Annotated in this window: 19 protein-coding genes; 1 reads left to right on the top strand and 18 read right to left on the bottom strand. The window is 58.2% G+C overall.

Annotated features, from left to right (window positions below; translation table 11 throughout):
• Positions 1 to 32: 32 nt before the first annotated feature.
• Positions 33 to 1,013, bottom strand: a complete 981-nt coding sequence (locus tag C7433_RS12725; protein ID WP_033739482.1) for a ribose ABC transporter permease — start codon at positions 1,011 to 1,013, stop codon at positions 33 to 35.
• A gap of 10 nt (positions 1,014 to 1,023) precedes the next feature.
• Positions 1,024 to 2,538, bottom strand: coding sequence for a sugar ABC transporter ATP-binding protein (locus C7433_RS12720; protein WP_110268294.1), 1,515 nt, complete (start codon positions 2,536 to 2,538; stop codon positions 1,024 to 1,026).
• A gap of 146 nt (positions 2,539 to 2,684) precedes the next feature.
• Between C7433_RS12720 and C7433_RS12715 the strand changes: the two genes are divergently transcribed.
• Entirely contained in the window at positions 2,685 to 5,285 is a 2,601-nt protein-coding gene (locus C7433_RS12715; protein WP_110268293.1) for an ATP-binding protein, read from the top strand.
• Here C7433_RS12715 and phnE (C7433_RS12710) read toward each other — a convergent pair.
• The 16 genes from phnE (C7433_RS12710) to C7433_RS12635 all read right to left on the bottom strand — a co-directional run bounded on the left by phnE (C7433_RS12710) (position 5,239) and on the right by C7433_RS12635 (position 19,581).
• Positions 5,239 to 6,123, bottom strand: coding sequence for a phosphonate ABC transporter, permease protein PhnE (phnE, locus tag C7433_RS12710; RefSeq protein ID WP_033739486.1), 885 nt, complete (start codon positions 6,121 to 6,123; stop codon positions 5,239 to 5,241). The two genes, C7433_RS12715 and phnE (C7433_RS12710), sit on opposite strands and share 47 nt — an antisense overlap.
• 2 nt (positions 6,124 to 6,125) lie before the next feature.
• Positions 6,126 to 6,980, bottom strand: coding sequence for a phosphonate ABC transporter, permease protein PhnE (phnE, locus tag C7433_RS12705; protein WP_033739498.1), 855 nt, complete (start codon positions 6,978 to 6,980; stop codon positions 6,126 to 6,128).
• A 119-nt stretch (positions 6,981 to 7,099) separates the two neighbouring features.
• On the bottom strand, positions 7,100 to 8,029 hold the full coding sequence (gene phnD / locus C7433_RS12700) for a phosphonate ABC transporter substrate-binding protein (RefSeq protein ID WP_006119630.1): 930 nt from the start codon (positions 8,027 to 8,029) through the stop codon (positions 7,100 to 7,102).
• Between the two features lie 25 nt (positions 8,030 to 8,054).
• Positions 8,055 to 8,885 carry a phosphonate ABC transporter ATP-binding protein gene (gene phnC / locus C7433_RS12695; protein ID WP_006119631.1) on the bottom strand — a complete coding sequence of 277 codons (831 nt, stop codon included), beginning with the start codon at positions 8,883 to 8,885 and terminating at the stop codon, positions 8,055 to 8,057.
• A gap of 200 nt (positions 8,886 to 9,085) precedes the next feature.
• Entirely contained in the window at positions 9,086 to 9,856 is a 771-nt protein-coding gene (phnP, locus tag C7433_RS12690; protein ID WP_039338203.1) for a phosphonate metabolism protein PhnP, read from the bottom strand.
• Positions 9,853 to 10,389, bottom strand: coding sequence for a ribose 1,5-bisphosphokinase (gene phnN / locus C7433_RS12685; RefSeq protein ID WP_006119633.1), 537 nt, complete (start codon positions 10,387 to 10,389; stop codon positions 9,853 to 9,855). Before phnN ends, phnP begins: the two co-directional genes overlap by 4 nt.
• Positions 10,389 to 11,525: an alpha-D-ribose 1-methylphosphonate 5-triphosphate diphosphatase gene (phnM, locus tag C7433_RS12680; protein ID WP_039338201.1), complete on the bottom strand. Its 1,137-nt coding sequence runs from the start codon at positions 11,523 to 11,525 to the stop codon at positions 10,389 to 10,391. Before phnM ends, phnN begins: the two co-directional genes overlap by 1 nt.
• Positions 11,522 to 12,241 (bottom strand): phosphonate C-P lyase system protein PhnL, encoded by a 720-nt coding sequence (gene phnL, locus C7433_RS12675; RefSeq protein ID WP_006119635.1) that lies wholly within the window; start codon positions 12,239 to 12,241, stop codon positions 11,522 to 11,524. Before phnL ends, phnM begins: the two co-directional genes overlap by 4 nt.
• Positions 12,241 to 13,002, bottom strand: a complete 762-nt coding sequence (gene phnK / locus C7433_RS12670) for a phosphonate C-P lyase system protein PhnK (RefSeq protein WP_006119636.1) — start codon at positions 13,000 to 13,002, stop codon at positions 12,241 to 12,243. Before phnK ends, phnL begins: the two co-directional genes overlap by 1 nt.
• Complete coding sequence (locus tag C7433_RS12665) at positions 12,992 to 13,840, bottom strand: alpha-D-ribose 1-methylphosphonate 5-phosphate C-P-lyase PhnJ (protein WP_006119637.1); 849 nt, start codon at positions 13,838 to 13,840, stop codon at positions 12,992 to 12,994. Before C7433_RS12665 ends, phnK begins: the two co-directional genes overlap by 11 nt.
• Positions 13,833 to 14,909 (bottom strand): carbon-phosphorus lyase complex subunit PhnI, encoded by a 1,077-nt coding sequence (locus tag C7433_RS12660; RefSeq protein WP_033739493.1) that lies wholly within the window; start codon positions 14,907 to 14,909, stop codon positions 13,833 to 13,835. Before C7433_RS12660 ends, C7433_RS12665 begins: the two co-directional genes overlap by 8 nt.
• Positions 14,900 to 15,484, bottom strand: coding sequence for a phosphonate C-P lyase system protein PhnH (gene phnH / locus C7433_RS12655; RefSeq protein ID WP_033739495.1), 585 nt, complete (start codon positions 15,482 to 15,484; stop codon positions 14,900 to 14,902). Before phnH ends, C7433_RS12660 begins: the two co-directional genes overlap by 10 nt.
• Positions 15,481 to 15,930: a phosphonate C-P lyase system protein PhnG gene (gene phnG / locus C7433_RS12650; RefSeq protein ID WP_006119640.1), complete on the bottom strand. Its 450-nt coding sequence runs from the start codon at positions 15,928 to 15,930 to the stop codon at positions 15,481 to 15,483. The genes phnH and phnG overlap by 4 nt, the downstream gene beginning before the upstream one ends.
• Positions 15,927 to 16,643, bottom strand: a complete 717-nt coding sequence (gene phnF, locus C7433_RS12645) for a phosphonate metabolism transcriptional regulator PhnF (protein ID WP_006119641.1) — start codon at positions 16,641 to 16,643, stop codon at positions 15,927 to 15,929. The genes phnG and phnF overlap by 4 nt, the downstream gene beginning before the upstream one ends.
• 215 nt (positions 16,644 to 16,858) lie before the next feature.
• Positions 16,859 to 17,701 (bottom strand): oxidoreductase, encoded by an 843-nt coding sequence (locus tag C7433_RS12640; protein WP_110268292.1) that lies wholly within the window; start codon positions 17,699 to 17,701, stop codon positions 16,859 to 16,861.
• A 98-nt stretch (positions 17,702 to 17,799) separates the two neighbouring features.
• On the bottom strand, positions 17,800 to 19,581 hold the full coding sequence (locus tag C7433_RS12635; RefSeq protein ID WP_110268291.1) for a thiamine pyrophosphate-requiring protein: 1,782 nt from the start codon (positions 19,579 to 19,581) through the stop codon (positions 17,800 to 17,802).
• Positions 19,582 to 19,713: the final 132 nt, after the last annotated feature.

Below are 19,713 nucleotides of genomic sequence, written 5' to 3'. Positions count from 1 at the left end.
TGGCGCGTTGTGTACTCTCTGCATAGGGGACATCAGCCCACATGATGACGCGTGCGATATTTGTCGATCAGCACGGCGATGATGATCACGGCCCCTTTAATCACCAGCTGCCAGAAATAAGAAACGCCCATCAATGTCATGCCGTTGTTCAGCGTGGCAATAATCAGTGCGCCAATCAGCGTGCCGGTAATGGTGCCGATTCCCCCCACAAAACTGGTGCCACCCAGAATGACCGCCGCAATGGCATCCAGCTCGTAACCCATGCCCAGATTGCCGTTGGCGCTGTAGAGACGTGAAGCGCTCATCAGTCCGCCCAGGCCGGACAGCAAGCCGCTCATCCCGTAAACGAACAGCAGCACCAGCCCGACTTTGATCCCGGTCAGACGGGCTGCCTGGATATTGCCGCCTACGGCGTAGATGTGAACGCCCAGCGTGGTGCGGCGCAGGATGAACCAGCAAAGCGCAATCACCGCGAACGCAATAACAATCAGCCACGGTACCGGCCCCAGATAGCCATTGCCTATCCACTCGAAATTGATATCGGCGTTGATGACCGTGGTGCCGTTCGCCAGCAGATAGGCGGCTCCGCGCAGTGCGGTATAGGTGCCCAGCGTCACGATAAACGGCGGAAGCCCGGCCCAGGCCACCAGAATGCCGTTAAACAGACCCATCGCCAGCCCGGCTCCCAGCGCCATCGGAATCGTGAGCGAGGCCAGCATCGGATCCAGCGAAGTGAGCAACGCCACCACCGCCGTCGTGCCCAGCATTGAGCCGACAGATAAATCGATACCGCCGGTAAGAATGACAAACGTCATGCCTGCGGCCAGTACAATGTTGATGGACGCCTGGCGCGTAATATTCAGTAAATTGGCTTCGGTAAAGAAATTGGGTGTGACAACGCCGAAGACCGCCACGATTAAAATCAAAATGGGTAAAATGCCGACGGTCTGCATGATGTCGCCCATCAGGGCTCGTCTGACCGTGGGTGGATGAATCCGTGCCGTTTGTGTCATGGTTTTATCCTCATACTTCAAGCGGTGATGCGCTATACGCACCGGTTGCCAGCGTCATGATGTTTTCCTGACTAATCTCGTTACCTGCCAGTTCCCCTGCGATAGTGCCTTCATGCATCACATAAACCCGGTCACTCATGCCGACCACTTCCGGTAATTCACTGGAGATCATCAGAATGGCCACGCCCTGCCGCGCCATATCCTGCATCATGCGGTAAATCTCGCTTTTGGCCCCGACGTCCACGCCGCGCGTCGGCTCATCCAGGATGAGAATGCGCGGACCAATGGCAATCCAGCGGGAAATCAGCAGCTTCTGTTGGTTGCCACCGGACAGGCCTCCTGCCCGCACCAGCGCGTGGGGAACCCGGATATTGAGCGCGGCAATCGCCTCGCTGGCGATCTTTCTGGCTTGACGGCGGTTCAGCATGCCGTACTGCGCATCCCGTTCCAGCGTGGCCATCACGATGTTTTCCTGTGCAGCCATTTCAAGGAATAATCCCTGCTCTTTGCGGTTCTCGGTCAGAAAGCCAATGCCGTGCGCAATCGCTTCTCTTGGGGAGTGAATCTCTACCTTCTGGCCGTCCACCCAGATTTCACCCTGCTGAAGCCGGTGCACGCCAAAAATCAGCTGGGCCAGTTCGCTGCGTCCCGCACCAACCAGGCCGGCCAGGCCAACAATTTCGCCTGCCCGCACGTTAAGGCTACAGGGCTGTACCTTGCCGCCATCGGACAGGTTGTGCAGAGCCAGACGCACCTCGCCGCGAGGAATGGTGCGGTCTTTATTGAACAGATCGCTGAGTGGGCGTCCCACCATCATGCGCACCAGTTCGCTGGCGTTAAGGTTGTCGCGCGTCAGACTGCCGACGTACTGCCCGTCGCGCAGTACGCTGACGCGATCCGACAGCTCATACACTTCCGCCATGCGATGACTGATGTAGATAATCGCCATTCCCTGGCTGCGCAGCCGTTTGATCAGGGCAAAGAGTTGTTCAGTTTCGCGGCTGGATAAGGCGGCGGTGGGCTCATCCATCACCAGAATACGGCTGTTGCGATGCAGGGCGCGCGCAATCTCCACCTGTTGCTGCTCGGCAATGCTCAGCCTGCTGACTTTGTCCGTTGCGCTGAACTGCGCGCCTAAGTGGTTAATAACCTGCTGCGCTTCACGGGCCATCTGGTGACGCCTGACCATGCCAGCACGGGTGATTTCGCTTCCCAGAAAGATGTTTTCTGCCACGGTGAGATTCGGAGCAAGGTTGATTTCCTGATAGATCAGCGTAATCCCGGCCGCTAATGCCGCTTTCGGTCCTTTAAGCGGATACGGCTCGCCGTTGATCAACACCTCGCCGCTGGTGGCCGTATAGGCCCCCGCCAGAATCTTCATCAGGGTGCTTTTGCCCGCGCCATTTTCCCCCATCAGCGCATGCACCTCGCCAGGATAAACGGTCAGGTCAACGCCTTTCAGTGCGTAGAAGTGGCCAAAACGCTGGGTGATCTGACGCATTTCAAGTATCGGCTTAGCTGTCATCGCCCCGCTCCTGCTGATTATGGATAGCCGCGAGTTAAGCAGGAGAAGATAAATGGATAATGTCAGCGGCCATTCATATTTGTCATATTCCGCTTCGCACTCACTTTTATACTCGCCCTATCGTCGCATGGCCGGAGAGCGTATTGATGCAACGCAGTTTGCCGTGGCAGGTCGGGGCGCGCGGTCGCCTGTTGCTGTCGCATTTATTAGTTGTGTGCGTCACCCTGATGGTGAGCGTGGTGGCCATTACCAGCTTTCGCCATGCCGGAAGCCTTCAGGAACAGGCTCAGGCTCAGACGCTGGCCGATATGAACGGCAGCCTGGCGCTGGCGCGCAATACCGCGAATGTCGCCATCACCGCCGTGCGGTTATCTCAGGTCGTGGGCGCGCTGGAATATCAGAGCGAATCGCGACGACTGCAGCAGAATCAGCAGGCCCTGCAACATTCACTCGCCCTGCTGGCCAGTACGCCGCTGGCTGCACGCGAGCCTGAACGCGTGGCCCGACTGCGTGCACGCAGTCTGATGCTTGAGCAGTCTGTGAGTCTGTTGCTGCGTAAGGGCCATGAACGTCATTTGCAGCGCAATCTTGTGCTCAGCGGGTTATGGCAGTCACAGCTGCTGCTGGAACGCATTAATGACCTGGCACACCGCAACGGAACCGGCGCACCCGATTTCGCGTTGCGCCAGCAGACCGGCAGGCTACTGGATATTGCGATTCGTACGCCCTCCTCGACCGCGGTCATTGATCAGTTGCAGCAGGTGATGACGCAATGGCGCAACGTGGTCGCATCGGGGGCGTTGGGTGACAACGTGCAGCAGTTACTGGAAACCCAACGCAGCCTGATCCCGTTGGCGGCAGCGCTGGAACAGAGCGATCTGTCCATCGCCTATGCCACCTACCGTATCAAGGCGCTCGTAGCCGCGCTGAATGATGACATTACCGCGTACGTTCAGCAGGTAGCCCGGCAAAGTGATCAGCGTAACATTGCCACTCACCGACAACGGGATTCGGTCAGTGGCTTTATCCTGCTTTCTGCCCTGTTGGCACTCGCCATCACCGTCTATACCGGGTACTACATCTATCGCAACCTGGGGTCCAGCCTGACCGCCATTGCCGCCGCAATGACCCGGCTGGCCCAGGGGGAACACAATGTCAGCGTGCCGGGCCTTCAGCGACGGGATGAACTGGGCGAGCTGGCGCGCGCCTTCAATGTGTTTGCCCGTAATACCGCCTCGCTGGCCCATACGTCGCGTCTGCTAAAAGAGAAAAGTACCCAACTCGAATCCACCTTTCTGGCAATGCGTGATGGCTTTGCCCTGTTTGATAACAGCGGCGAATTGGTGGTGTGGAACGATCAGTATCCGCAGCTTCTGGGCATCGCACCGCGGGATTTGCAGCGGGGACTGCACTACCAGCATCTGCTGGCGCAGCTTGATATACACCTGCACGATCTGGCGGAACCACAGGAAGTCAGGCTGGCCGATGGCCGCACCGTAGAACTGCGCTTCAGCCCGGTCCCCCGGCGCGGTAGCGTGAATACGGTGCTGGAACGCACCTCACGGAAAGTGCTGGAAGAAGCGCTGGTACACAGTCAGAAAATGAAAGCGGTAGGTCAGCTGACCGGCGGCATCGCGCATGATTTCAATAATCTGCTGGCCGTCATTATCGGCAGCCTGGCGTTAACCGAGGGGCAACTGCCGCCCGGCCCTCTTGCGAGCCGGATAGAACGCGCCCGCCAGGCGGCGGATCGGGCAGCCCTGCTGACCCAGCGACTGCTGGCCTTTTCGCGTAAGCAAACCCTGAATCCGCATGCGGTGTCGGTCGTGTCGTTAGTGGAAAACCTGCAGGGGCTGCTGCAACATTCGCTGTTGCCCGGTCAACACCTGATTATTGATGCCCAACGGCCCGGCTGGCCTGCCTGGATTGATGCCAGTCAGTTAGAGAATGCGGTCATGAATCTGGTGGTGAATGCCAGAGATGCGATGGCCGGACAAAGCGGCGAAATCCGTCTGCGTATCTGGAACCAGCGCCGCACTGAGCGCGGTGAAAAGCGAGACCGGGTCACCATTGAGGTCATCGATCACGGTTGCGGCATGTCAGAAGAGGTGCGTGCGCAGGTGTTTGAACCCTTCTTTACCACCAAAACAACCGGTACCGGTAGCGGCCTGGGCCTGTCGATGGTCTACGGTTTTGTTCGTCAGTCGGGCGGACAGGTAGAGCTGGAAACCGCGCCGGGCCAGGGCACCACCGTACGGCTGTTGCTGCCCCGCGCGCCCGATGTCCCGGCGGTCCGATTCGTCGCCTCGCACCCGGCGCAGCCGGATGCCGCGCAGGACCGGTTAGTTCTGGTGCTGGATGATGAACCGGCTGTGCGGCAAACCCTGTGTGAACATCTGCACCAACTGGGTTACCTGACGCTGGAGTGTGACACGGGCGAAGCGGCGCTGGCGCTGCTGCACCAGACGCCGGATATCGATTTGCTGATCAGCGATTTGATGCTGCCGGGTGAGATTAACGGTGCGGAGGTGATTCGTCAGGCACAGCAAAAGTGGCCGCAGTTGGCTACATTGCTCATCAGCGGCCAGGATCTGCGTCACCAGCCCGTCACGTTGCCGTTGTGTGAACGACTGGCGAAACCCTGGCAGGCAGCGCAGCTGGTGCAGGCGCTTCAGCGCGCCTGGCAGCGCAGCGCACGGCTTAATCGTGCCCGCCAGGCTGCCACAACGGCACCGGCTTCCCGATGATATAGCGTTTACGCAGGCGGCTGGAGATGGCATCCATCACCATGACCACGACAACCAGGATAATCGTCAGGAACATCACCACATCCCAGTTCCACAGGCGCATGTTCTCTGCGTACACCAGGCCGACACCGCCCGCGCCGACAAAGCCAAGCACCGCCGCTGAGCGGGTATTGGACTCGATCTGATACAGGCTCAGTGCCAGAAACTGTGGGAAGGACTGGGTGAAAATACCAAACCGGTGCTTCTGCAGACTGTTGGCGCCCAGCGCGCCCAGGCCGCGACTGGGTGAACGCTCAACCGCTTCGTGGCCTTCGGAATAGAGCTTACCTAACAGACCAATATCCTGCAGGATAATCGCCAGCACCCCGGCCAGCGGCCCCATGCCGACCGCGCGAACAAAAATCAGGCCCCAGATCGCCATATCAATGCCGCGCAGCATATCGAACAGGCGACGCACAACAAACGCAATGGGACGGGCAACCTTGTCATGCATCACATTACGCGCCGCCAGAAACGAGAGCGGCAGCGCCAGCAGCGTGGCGGTCAGCGTGCCGGCAAACACAATCGCCAGCGTAATGCCGACCTGAGAGAAATAGTAGCCAAACGGCCAGTTCACGAAGTCCTGCCAGACAAACATGCGCAGAAAATAGCGGCCCAGTTGCTGGCATCCTGTGAGCAGGCGGTTCCATTCGATGCCAAACACCATAAAGAAAAAGACATAATAGAGCACCAGCGCCAGGGCCAGCATGGCAAGGCGACGCAGATAGCGGTTTTGTGCAGCAAACAGCGCGGGATGCTGCTGCTTCATCGCGCTGATATCGGGCGCAAGCGTAACCATAGTTATTCCTCCACAACGCGACGGCGCAGGCGGCCAGAAACGGTGTCCAGTAGCGAGACCACAATCAAAATCAGCAGCAGCGTCATGCTGACCTGATCAAAGCGATCCAGTTTAATATTGGTCATTAGCTCCTGACCAATGCCGCCCGCCCCCACCAGCCCCAGGATGGTCGACGAACGGAAATTAACTTCCAGGCGCATAAAGCTGTATGACAGAAAAACCGGCTTCACCTGCGGCCAGAAGGCATAGCGCATCCGTTGCAGTTTGCTGGCACCGCAGGCCGCCAGCCCGCGCACCGGTTTATCCGAGGCGGACTCAATGGCTTCATAAAACAGTTTGGTCAGGCTGCCAATGGTGTGCAGCGCCAGCGCCAGAAAGCCGGGAATCGCTCCGATGCCAAATGCCATCACAAACATTACCGCCCAGGCCAGTTCCGGCATGGTGCGTAGAAAGGCGACAAAAGCGCGAATCGCCATGCGCAGACTGGCTGGCGTTTGTGTGTTATCGGCCGCAAAGAAGGCCAGCACGCCCGCTATCACCACCGCAATCAGCGTGGAAGCCAGCGCCAGCTGCAATGTTTCCCATATCAACGGCAGTTGGATATTCAGACGATAGCCCCAGTAAGCCAGCGAACCTTCTGTCTTGCCATCCGCAAATAACACCGGCAGATGCAGTACGGGCATGATTTCGTGCAGGTAATCAAAAAAGTGCGGTAAGGATTGCCAGATGGTCACGAGATTGAACTCGGCCATATTCGCCGCCGCCAGGTAAAGCCCCACCAGCACCAGTGACCAGACGAGCGAGTCACGCTTCTGTTGGCGGCGGATGCGTTGATAATAGCGTTCGAAGTCGGTCACGGCGGTGTTCTCAGATTGATGTGTGGCAAAGTCAGCAGAGAAAGGGAAATCTGTCTGTGATAACGGGCCGCCCGCACCCCGGCGGGCGGCTCGCTGGCTCAACGCCAACGGCTGTACCGTTAGCCGCGCGCGCCTTTCATCAGCTCGCGCTTCATGTCGATGATGTTCTGGAAGTCAGCCACAGAGGTTTTGCCAATGTGCTGCTGGCCGCCTACGGCTTTGGTGAAACAGGCGTGGTCGTCTTTATCCAGTTTTTTGATGGCAGCAATCACTTTCGCTTTGAAATCGGCGGGCAGTTTATTGCTCACGAGAATAGGCCCGTTAGGAATTAACGGTGACTGCCAGATGATGCGGATCTGTTTCATCAGGTCAGGATGATCCATACGGATCAGGCGGCCAAACGCACCGGAGGTGTAGCCCTTATTGTAATCCCCCACCATGGAGGTCCAGGTGACGGCGCCGTCGAACTGATTATTCAGTACGCCCAGGATGTCCTGCTCATGACCACCGGAGAAGGTTACGCTGGAAAAGAAATTGTTGTATTTGTTGTCGATGTTGCCGCCAAACAGCTTTTTAAAGGCCTGATTGGGTACCAGGAAGCCTGACGTGGAATCCGGATCGGCCATCCCAAACGATTTGCCTTTCAGATCTTCCAGCTTTTTGTAAGGACTGTCAGCTTTCACAATCACGACAGAGTGATAACCGCGAGACTGATCTTTGTCATCCACGACAATGCCGACTAAATCGACGGCTTTCGGGTCCTGAATATACACCGAGGCGTAAGACGACGGCGACATGCTCAGCACCAGATCCACTTTGCCACCCAGCAGGCCCTGAATTACGCCGGAATAGTCGGACGAGTTGCGGATTTTGGTATCCACGTGCAGTTCTTTATCAAAGAAGGATTTCACACACTGGTTATCACCAATCTGCTGGGTGGCGTTCTGACCGCCCAAAATGCCCAGATTCAGTTCTTTAGGTGCATCCGCTGCATTAACGCCAAAGGTAAGCAGTGCCGTAGTCAATAACGCGAAAGCTTTGATTTTCATTAGCCTTGTTCTCTTGCTGTGATAGTTAGTGGATCTGGTTGAATTCATCGCCGTACAGCTGATGCAGCAGGCCGTCGGTCAGGTCAGAAGGATGGCCGTCAAAGAGCACCACACCGCGTTGAATCCCGATGACGCGGGTGCAGTAACTTTTCACCAGCTCGATCGAGTGCAGGTTAACCATCACGCTGATGCCCTGTTCACTCACCTGGCGCAGAACGTCCATAATGCGGGTGGTATTTTTGGGATCGAGAGAGGCAACCGGTTCGTCGGCCAGCAGAATTTTGGGGTTTTGCATCAGCGCCCGACAGATCGCCACGCGCTGCATTTGTCCACCTGAAAGGTTTTCGGCACGCTGTAACGCCTGCGGTAGCATGTTCATCCACTCCAGCAGTTGAATTGCGCGGGCGCGGTCGGCGTCAGAGAAGACTTTGAAAAACGATTTCAGCGTCGACGTCTGGCTGAGACGACCCAGCAGCACGTTGGTCAGCACGTCAAGACGCGGCACCAGGCAGAAATCCTGAAAAATCATGCCGCACTGCGCACGCCATTCGCGCATCTGGCGGCTACTGAGGTTGACCACATTGCGATCGGCTTCGCCGTGATGCAGGCTGATGATTGCGCCCTGCGAGGCCGAAATGGTGCCGTTCAGCATATGCAGCAATGTCGATTTGCCTGCGCCAGAGCGACCAATCACCGCCACTAATTCACCCGCATGCAAATCGAAACTGACATTATCGAGGACTTTGTTGCTACCGTAGGCTTTGCTCAATCCCTGAACAGATAACACTTTTTGCCCGCCGGAGTGGGTCAACGACGTGACGTTATCGACCACCGTTTTCAGCAGTGCCTGTGCCATGATGTTCTCCGTTGTTCCAGTTAACGTTCTGTGCACCCGACGCTGAATCCGGGGCTTCATTACCCTGTCTGGCCCGTACCTGTTGGCTCAGTGCCTTTGCTGGCAGCAGGGACAGCAGGCCCTGCTCACGCAGCAGGAACCTGACGAGAGACCGCTATATTAAGAACACCGGGGATGAAAGCTGTATTACGGTTATGTGATTAAACGATGACAGGCAAAACGGCGTCCAGAGACAGCGACAGGCCGTCATGCGCCGCCTGCACCGAGGCCGGTAGCGGATGCTCGGCCAGCCAGTTGTCCATATCGTGACTCAGATGAATCAGCCAGGCCTGGTGGGGTTTCAGTGCCTCGATGATGGTCAGGGCCGCGGTCACATCGTTATGGTTACGCCCGCCCTGACCGGGGGGATCGTTGCAGTCCACCACCAGGTGGTCCAGCGTTTGTCCACGAAGGAAATCCGCGGTATCCGGCGGCAGACCGCAGGTATCACACAGCCAGGCCAGCCGGGCACCGTGCCAGTCAAACAGATAGCCATGCGTAAGCCGTGAATGCTGTAGTGGTAAGGGCGTCACCCGCAGGTCGCCAAATGACTGGGCCACGAAGGGGGTTAACGCGGGCCGGAAATCCAGTAAGCCGGGATGTTTAAACAAGTCGTCACAGCCCTTTTCATCCGGCGGCCCCCAGACGGGAATCGGTTTCCCTTTGCCCCAGCGCAGGGTAAATAAGCCCTGCACATGATCCATGTGATAGTGCGTCAGCAGAATCCGGTTGATATCCTCAGGCTGAAACCGTTCTGCCAGCAAGGGTAAGCCCGCATCCAGTAAAATACGTTCACGTCCGGCTTCGATTAACGCGCTTGTAGGCGCGCGGCGATAACGGGCAGACTGACGGGCGCGCAAACAGGCGCCACAGTCACAACCGAACACGGGAGCCCCGGTTACGCCGCCCGTACCGAGCAGGGTCAGTTTCATGAGGCGCCCTCCAGCAACTGACGTAACTGTTGTACGGTCTCTTCAAGTGCGCCATCGTTATTCAGCCGCAGGCAGCCTTCTGGCTGATGCCGGTCAGCCCGTGCCAGCCGTTGGGCGATCGCCGCTTCGCTCTCACGGCCACGCTGGCGTAACCGTGCGGCCAGTACCGCAGACGACACCTCAAGGCATAGCGGTAACAGTCGCGTGCCGTAACGTGCCCGGACGTGTTCCAGATGCTGGCGCGATCCGTTGACCAGCACGTTTTGCCCGCACGCCAGCCAGTGGTCGATTTCACTGCCCACGCCGTAATAAAAACCGTGCGCCTGCCAGCTGACGGCAAATAACCCCAGCGCATCGCGCCGGATAAATTCCGCTTCCGTCAGGGCGATATGGTTTTCGCCCCCTACATCATGGGGGCGCGTAATATAGCGATGAGCAATCAGCAAGCCCTCAGGCGGTGCCTCGCGCAGCCGGTCCAGCAGGCTGTCTTTGCCTGAACCGGACGGGCCGATAAGCCAGATGAGCCGGGCCATCAGTACACCTGCCGACCTTTACACCAGACATGGCGAATATGGGGATGGCCATGTTGAGTATGCGCCAGGACCAGGTCGGCGCGGCAGCCTTCGCTGATCACGCCACGATCTTCCAGCCCCAGCGCACGTGCCGGATTGCACGTCACCAGCGCAATGGCCTGAGGCAAAGAGAGCGTATTGCGCTCATCGGCGGCCAGGCGGAACGCCGCATCCAGCAGGCTGGCGGGATAGTAGTCCGACGACAGGATATCCAGCATGCCGTGAGCGGCCAGCTCCCAGGCGGCCACGTTGCCGGAATGCGAACCGCCGCGAACAATGTTGGGCGCGCCCATTAACACCTGCATGTTGCGGTAGCGCGAAGCTTTCGCCGCCTCCAGCGTGGTGGGAAACTCAGCAATCGCACTGCCCACGGCGTGCGACTCTTCGACATGGTCAACAGTCGCATCGTCATGACTGGCGATCGCGATGCCGTGATCGCGGCACAGCGCGGCAATCGCCAGACGATTAGGCTGTGACCAGGCCTCGGCCAGTTCCAGTTGCTCGCGCTCAAACGCATCCATCTGCTCGTCATTCAGCTGGTATTTTCCCTGGTAGTATTCCCGGTACTTTTCCAGCGACGCATACTGACGCTGGCCCGGTGAGTGATCCATCAGCGACACCAGCGACAGCTCAGGTGAGGACAGCAAGGCTTCAAACAGCGGCAGCGTTGTATGATGCGGCAGCTCACAACGCAGATGCAGCAAATGCTCCGCGCGATTAAGCCCCTTTTGGTTGCTGTCACGAATCGCGCCAATCATTTTACTGAGATTTTCCAGTCGGTGGCCGCCATCACGCACATCCCCCACGCCGATAGCATCCAGCACGGTGGTGATGCCGCTGGCCACCATCAGCGCATCGTGGCTGCTCATCGCCGAGTGCGCCGGCCAGTCGACTTTAGGCCGTGGGGTGAAAAATTTGTCCAGGTTATCGGTATGCAACTCCACCAGGCCCGGCAGCAGATATGCGCCTTCGCCATCCAGCGCACTGGCCAGCTGGCTGTTCGTTTCGCTAAAGTTGGTAATACGGTCTTCGCGAAACTCCAGCGAACCGGCAACAACCTCATTTTCCAGCACCAGCTTTACGTTATTAATAATCATGCTTCTGCCCCTGTTTTGAAGGGCTGCATGACGTGCAGGCGATCGGCCACACGTTCCCGCACCGCTTCATCATGAAAGATCCCCACGATTGCCGCGCCGCGTTCACGCGCCTGCTCAATCAGGCCCACGACCGCGGCACTGTTGACACTGTCGAGTGACGCTGTGGGTTCGTCCAGTAACAACACCGGATAGTCCGCGATAAAGCCGCGGGCGATATTGACGCGCTGCTGCTCACCTCCCGAAAAGGTTGAGGGGGCCAGAGACCAGAGGCGCTGCGGGACGTTAAGTCGCGTCAGCAGCTCTTTCGCGCGGGCTTCGCAGAAGCCGCGTTCCACGCCGCGCTCCAGCAACGGCTGCATCACGATCTCCAGCGTCGGCACGCGCGGGATGACGCGCAGAAACTGACTGACCCAGCCGATAGTATCGCGACGAATGGCAATAATCTGACGGGCCGGTGCCTGCGCCATATCCACCCACTCGCCCTGATGCTGTACCCAGATGTGGCCGCTGTTGGCCTGATAGTTACCGTACAGGGCACGCAGCAGGGTGGATTTCCCGCTGCCGGAATGCCCGTGCAGTACCACGCATTCGCCCTGACTGACGTCCAGGCAGGCATTCTGTAATACCGGCAGCGCCGCCCCGTTTTGATTGTGCAACACAAAGGTTTTGCACAAATTTTCTACGCGCAGTTGCGTTTTCATAGTCGCCGTCGCCATTAGTTGAGCACCGATGAAACCAGCAGTTGCGTGTAAGGATGATGCGGGTCATCCAGCACGCGGTCAGTTAAGCCACTTTCCACCACCCGGCCCTGCTTCATCACCAGCAGGCGATGCGCCAGCAGGCGCGCCACGCCCAGATCGTGCGTCACAATCACCACCGCCAGATTGAGTTCCCGCACCAGCGTACGCAGCAGATCCAATAACCGTGCCTGCACCGAGACGTCCAGGCCGCCGGTCGGTTCATCCATAAACACCAGCTTCGGCTGGGTGACCAGATTGCGGGCGATTTGCAGACGCTGCTGCATGCCGCCGGAAAAGGTTGTCGGCAGATCATCGATGCGGTTAGCTGCGATTTCCACCGCCTGCAGCCAGTGGCTGGCTTGCGCGCGGATCTCGCCGTAATGGCGGTGACCGACGGCCATCAGGCGCTCGCCGATATTGCCGCCCGCCGTGACCTGAGGGCGCAAACCTTCCAGCGGGTGCTGGTGGACCACGCCCCACGCCGTGCGCAGTAAGCGGCGGCGGTCGCTTTCGCTCATTTGATACAGATCGCGTTGCAGATAGTGAATCGCGCCCGCCTGCGGTGCCAGCCGCGCTGACAGGCTACGCAACAGGGTGGTTTTGCCCGATCCGGATTCCCCGACGATACCCAGAACCTCGCCCGGATAGAGATCAAAACTGACGTCTTCAAAGCCTTTTCCTGGCGCATACAGATGCGTAAGGTTGTTCACCGCGAGCAGCGGTTGTTCACTGTGCATGGTGTTGTTCCTGCTGCTGGTGGCAAAAATCGGTATCGGAGCACACAAACATGCGCGTGCCCTGGTCGTCCATCACCACCTCATCCAGATAGCTGTGGCGCGAACCACAGAGCGCACAGGGTTCGTCCCACTGCTGCACGGTGAAGGGATGATCGTCAAAATCGAGGCTTTCAACTTTGGTATAGGGCGGCAAGGCATAGATGCGTTTTTCACGACCGGCACCAAACAGCTGGAGCGCGGGCATCATGTGCATCTTGGGGTTATCGAATTTGGGGATCGGCGACGGATCCATCACATAGCGATCGTTGACCTTTACCGGATAGGCATAGGTGGTGGCGATGTGACCAAAACGGGCGATGTCTTCGTACAGTTTGACCTGCATGATGCCGTACTCTTCCAGCGCATGCATGGTGCGGGTTTCCGTTTCGCGAGGCTCAATAAAGCGCAGCGGCTCGGGAATCGGCACCTGGAAAATCAGGATCTGATCTTCTTGCAGCGGCGTTTCCGGAATACGGTGGCGCGTCTGGATCAGCGTGGCGTCCACTGTGCGCTCGGTCGTCGCCGCACCGCTGACGCGCTGAAAGAAACGGCGGATCGAGACCGCATTGGTGGTATCGTCCGCGCCCTGGTCGATAACTTTCAGAACGTCTTTGTCGCCAATCACGCTGGCGGTAATTTGAATGCCGCCGGTGCCCCAGCCATAAGGCATCGGCATTTCACGTCCGGCAAACGGCACCTGATAGCCGGGAATCGCCACGGCTTTCAGGATGGCGCGTCGGATCGTACGTTTGGTTTGTTCGTCAAGATAGCCGTTGTTATAGCCGCTGAGTTCAGCCATTTTGCTGCTCCTGATAGTCCTGGCGCAGACGTTTCAGCAGTTCCAGTTCCGCCTGGAAATCGACGTAGTGCGGCAGTTTTAAGTGGGACACAAAACCTGCGGCTTCGACGTTATCCGCATGGGACAGCACAAACTCCTCGTCCTGCGCCGGGCTGGTAATGCGTTCATGGTGTTCACGCGTCTGTAGCGCCCGATCCACCAGCGCCATGGACATGGCTTTACGTTCAGCCCGGCCAAAGACCAGGCCATAACCCCGCGTAAAGTGCGGGGCGCTTTCGCCGTCGTGCGTGAAACCGTTGACCATTTCGCATTCGGTCAGCAGCATTTCCCCGATCTCCAGTTCAAAACCCAGCTCTTCGGGACAAATGCTGACGCTGACGTATCCGGTACGGATTTCACCGGCAAAGGGGTGCGTGCGGCCATAGCCACGCTGCGTGGAATAGCCCAGCGACAGCAGAAACCCTTCGTCGCCGCGCACCAGTTGCTGAAGACGTGCCGCGCGCGAGGCGGGAAAGCCCATCGGCTCACGGGTGATATCCGTGGGTTCGCTGCCATCGTCGTGTTCTGCCTCCGCGAAGCCTTCCTCGCTCATCATGCTGAACATATGCGGACAGTGTTCCGGCAGCGCCTGCTCACTGCGCGGCGGCGGCGGTGTTTCGCCATTTGCCATCAACGTAAAGTCCAGCAGACGGTGGCTATAGTCGTAGGTCGGCCCGAGTACCTGACCGCCGGGTAAATCCTTATACACCGCCGAGATGCGTCGCTCGATTCGCATGCTACCGGTAGCTAACGGCGTGCTTTGCGCCAGCCGCGGCAGGGTTGTGCGATAGGCACGCAGCAGGAAAATGGCCTCCACCAGATCGCCGCTGGCCTGCTTAATCGCCAGCGCCGCCAGCGCGGGATCGTAAATGCCACCTTCCGTCATTACCCGATCTACCGCCAGACCGAGCTGCTGCGCGACCTGGTCGCAGGATAATTCAGGCACCGCGCGATCGCCGCGCCGCACATCCGCCTGCAGGTGATGGGCGTTAGCAATGGCTTTTTCGCCCCCTTTCACGGCTACGTACATGAGCACACCTCAACGTGGGTTGTCCGTGGCACCGCCATCATCGCTTCGCCACAGGTAAAGATGAGATCCACACCCTGAGGAAACGGATGCGGGCGGGCACGCAGGTAGTCGATCACGCTTTCCGGCAGTTGTGGCGCAATGGCGCGCGCTTCGCGCAGTCCCGGCCCTGTCAACCTTAATGCCAGGCCACCGTTCAGCGCAGGTACCTCAATAATCAGCGTGGTGCTTTTCTCAGGTGCCAGGTTGTCACCCGCGGAAAAGTCGGCCGGATTAGGCTGAGCGGTCGCGTGACTTAACGCAAATGCCGCATCACTGCTGTCGGTAATCGGTGCGCCGGTATGAAAACGCAGGTTATCGCGCAGCGTCTGATTATCGACCTGTGGGTCCAGCCATAGGGGGCTTTCCTGATCGACCAGGGTCAGCAGCACGGCAGTGGCGGCGGGAGAAAGTGCGCCCCAGCCCTGTTGCAGCGGCAGCGATACCATAACGCCAGGTTCGCTCATGGCTTTCAGAATGCGGCGAAAAGCATGCTGCGCATCCGCAACCGGGTGATGAAAACTTGCCAGTAAAGTCATTCATTGTCTCCGCGTACCAGCGTAAAGAAGTCCACTTTGCTACTGGCGATTTCACGTGCACGCAGCTGACGCTGCTCGTCGCGTAAGGCCGCCAGTGGGGTAATAATCTTTTCCTGTAACAGCTCGGCGGTGCCCGTCTGCTGCAACAGCGCATCCATCAGGGCACAGCGTTCGGCGTGGGCTTTATCCCGGCCCAGCAGGTAGCTGTAGCCCAGGGTGCCATCGTTTAGCCGGACGACCGCGCGCGTGACGGTGGCATCGCCCATCACAAAACGTTTGCCCGTCGCGCCCATGCGGGCCTGCAACCGTGTCAGGCCAATTTCAGCCGGTCGGATCAGCGTAAATGCCGGCGTAAGGTTGAGCGGCTGCCAGAGCGCGTCAAGCTCGGCGGCGCTGCTGTGGGCCAACACCGAAAGCCAGTGCTGGCGTGCCGTTTGCTGTTTCATTCGTGCTCCAGAGTGAGTTCAATCATGTCGCCACGCGTCAGGCTGACGGAGTACTCCGCCATCGCACCATCGGTGGTTTTATTCAGGGTGCGCACGCACAACAAGGGGGAATGCAGTGCGATCTCCAGCTGCTTGCACTCTTTGGCCTGAGCCCGACGGGTGCTGATGCGCGTTTGCGTGCGCACCAGCTGCTTGCCGGTGTGCTGCCGCAGGAAGTCGTGGAGCGAGCCGCTGGTAAAGCGTTGTAGCTGCGGCCACCAACTGAGGTCGGGCAGGAAGTGATTAATCAGGCACACCGGCAGGCCATTGACCCGGCGCAGCGTGCGCAGATGAATGACGTTGTCGCCTTCGTTCACGCCTAATGCGGCCGCGACGTCTGTACTGGCAGGACGCAATACGGCCAGCAGGCGCTCACTGGTGGGATCGCTGCCCTGTTCCAGTAAGTTCTGGCTGAAGCGGGCCTGCGCATGGAGCGGATAATCATACGGGCGCATTAACACCAAAATGCCGACGCCGTGGCGACGCTGCAGCAGCCCTTTATTCACCAGTTCATCAACCGCCCGACGTAAGGTGTGGCGGTTAACGGCATAGTGATCGGCCAGCTGTTGCTCCGAAGGAAGGTAGTCACCACTACGATAACGCTCCTGAACAGCCTGCTCCAGTTGCGCCGCAACGGCCTGATACACAGTGGTCGGATGTCTGGATAACTCCATCACAAATAAATCCTCACAGCGTAAGGGGGGATTTCGCAGCCGGTGGACTGCGGGATGGCTACAGCGTGACGGGATCAGATGACAGAGAGGTGACGACTTAGTGAAGCGAAGGTGAATTTGTCTGTGAAGCGCAGGACACCGGACAGGTCTGAGAGTAAACCGCTCAACGCCATAGGGCATCCATGCCATATGGCGGTCAGGGCTTATCCGGCTGTTTAATCAGGAAAATCGGTTGATAATGATGTCTGTTTCCAGGCTTCTATCTGTGCCAGTCGCGCTTTGAGTTTTTCCGTTACCGCCTCATAACCCCATGCTCCCATCACCACGTGGCGCGGCGGTTCGGGGTGTTCAGCAATGGCGATCATCGCGCTCGCCGCACGAACAGGGTCACCTTTCTGCGTGCCGCTGTACGCCGCCGTCGCCTTCATCCTGGCGGCAGCGGTTTCGGCATAATCCGGTAAGGTGCTCGGGGTCTGATGCAGGGAACGTCCTGCCCAGTCGGTACGAAACGGGCCGGGTTCAATACAGGTCACGTGAATCCCTAACGGACCCACCTCCTGGGCGAGCGAATCAGACCAGCCCTCTACGGCGTGCTTACTGGCAGCATAATAACCTGAGCTGGCAAAGCCGATAAATCCTGCCACGGAGGTGATATTCATAATGTGGCCCCGTCGCGCGGTGCGCATAGCCGGCAGTACCGCACGCGTCAGAGCAAACAGACCGAAAACGTTGGCATCAAACTGCGCGCGTATGGCCTTGTCTTCCCCTTCTTCGACGGAACTTTGGTAACCGTAACCCGCATTATTGACCAGTACGTCAAGGGTGCCGAACGTTTCAAGCGCTTTGTTGACCGCCTTATCAATACTGTGTTGTTGCGTCACATCCAGTTCAACCGCGATCGCGTTCGGATGGCCGTCAACCAGATCGGCGATCGCTGATCGATGGCGTGCAGTTACGACCACCCGGAATCCGCGGGCGATGGTCTGCTGCGCCAGTTCACGGCCAAATCCCGTTGAACATCCAGAAATCAGCCACACCGGTTGTGTGTTTGTTCCCATGATCAGGCTCCTGTTATCGGTTTAGCAAAGGGCTGCCGGACATCCGTATGGCCGGCAGCAAGCAGAGTCTTGCCGCAGGGCGAGTGAAAATTTACCCGCTATTGCTTTTTATGAAAAAGTTGGCTGGCCGTGTCACTGAGAATCTGGACCGCGCCACGATCCCCTTTAACCATGGAGGCCATAAAGGATTTGGCCTGACTGAACGTGATATGTGGCGGCAGAGGCGCGACTTCCGGATCGGTTTTTACCTCCAGCAGTACAGGCCGGTCAGCGCTGAGCGCCCGTTGCCATGCACCTGCGAGCGCATCCGGATTATCCACATAGATCCCTGTCAATCCCAGGGATTCAGCGAACTCAGCATAGTTAACGTTCGGCAGTTGCTGGGTTGCTTCGAAGCGCGGATTGCCCTCCATCACGCGCTGTTCCCAGGTCACCTGATTGAGGTCCTGATTATTGAATACACAAACAATCAGGCGCGGATCGGCCCATTGTTGCCAGTATTTCTGAATGGTGATCAGCTCAGCCATATTATTCATCTGCATCGCCCCGTCTCCCACCAGCGCCACAACCGGCTTGTGCGGATGGGCAAATTTGGCCGCAATCGCGTAGGGCACCGCCGCCCCCATACAGGCCAGGCCGCCGGACAGTGAGGCGCGCTGGCCCTGTTTTACACGATAGTCACGCGCAAACCAGTTGGCACAGGAGCCGGAATCAGAGGTCACAATGGCATCGTCCGGCAGTTGCGGCGACATTTCCCATACCACACGCTGCGGATTAACAGGATTGGCAGGAGCATGCGCTCGCGTTTCCATCAGTGTCCACCACTCTTGTACCTGACGTGCAATATCCTCCTGCCAGCGACGATCGGTTTTGTGCTCCAGCAAAGGTAACAAAGCACGCAACGTTTCTGCGGCATCGCCGTGCAGATTCACTTCACAAGGATAACGCAGGCCCAGCATGGCAGGATCGATATCAATCTGTACTGCGCGTGCCTGACCTTCTTTCGGCAGAAATTCCGTCCAGGGAAAGCCGCTACCGATCATCAGCAGCGTGTCGCAGTGTTGCATCATTTCCCAGGAGGGCCCCGTGCCAAGTAAACCAATAGCGCCGGTTACAAAAGGGGCATCATCCGGCAGCACATCTTTACCTAACAACGCTTTTGCCACGCCCGCGCCCAACAGATTAGCCGCTTTCACCACTTCTGTCGCCGCATCGCGGGCACCAGAACCAATAAGAATGGCGACCTTTTTCCCGCTGTTCAGCACCTCAGCAGCACGTTGCAGATCATGGTCGTAAGGGACAACTTTGGGGCGCTGATAGCCGCTGCCAGAATGGGTAAAACCGTGAAGGTGCGGAGGCGCCTGCCAGGCTTCGTCCTGAATATCTTTCGGGACGATCACCACCGCCACGCCATTCTGTGCAATGACAATACGAACGCCACGGTCAATCAGATGGCGGACCTGCGCAGGCGCGGAGGCTTCCTGCACAAAATTAGCCACGTCGGAAAAAATCCGGTCAAGGTTCATTTCCTGCTGATAACTGGCACCGCGAGCGGTCGCTTCCGCCTGCCCGGCAATGGCGAGAACCGGTGCGTGATCCATTTTGGCATCGTAGAGCCCGGTCAGAAGATGTGTCGCACCCGGGCCGCCCGTTGACAGACAAACGCCAAGCTCGCCGGTAAATTTGGCATGTCCGGCGGCCATAAAGGCGGCCATTTCTTCGTGACGGACCTGGATAAATTCAATGCCGTCACCCTGTTCGTTGGCACGCTGAATGGCCCCTAAAACACCGTTGATGCCATCGCCCGGATAGCCATAAATGCGCGTAACGCCCCACGCCTTGAGACGCTGGACAAAAAAATCACTGGTTTTGGTACTCATGGTCGCCTTCCCCTCTTAGTCCGTGCAGACTTAAAGGGTAGTCGATCAAAAAAAATATCAACGGTCAGTGATGGATTTCGCGCCCAGGCGATGTTGCATTCGTACCTGTCATCGCGAAAAAGCGTTCTTACT

The sequence above is a fragment of the Pantoea sp. PNA 03-3 genome, assembly GCF_003201175.1.
Classification (GTDB): Bacteria; Pseudomonadota; Gammaproteobacteria; order Enterobacterales; family Enterobacteriaceae; genus Pantoea; species Pantoea stewartii.
The sequence above is the reverse complement of the archived record's forward strand: the minus strand, read 5'-3'. Positions and strand labels throughout refer to the sequence as shown.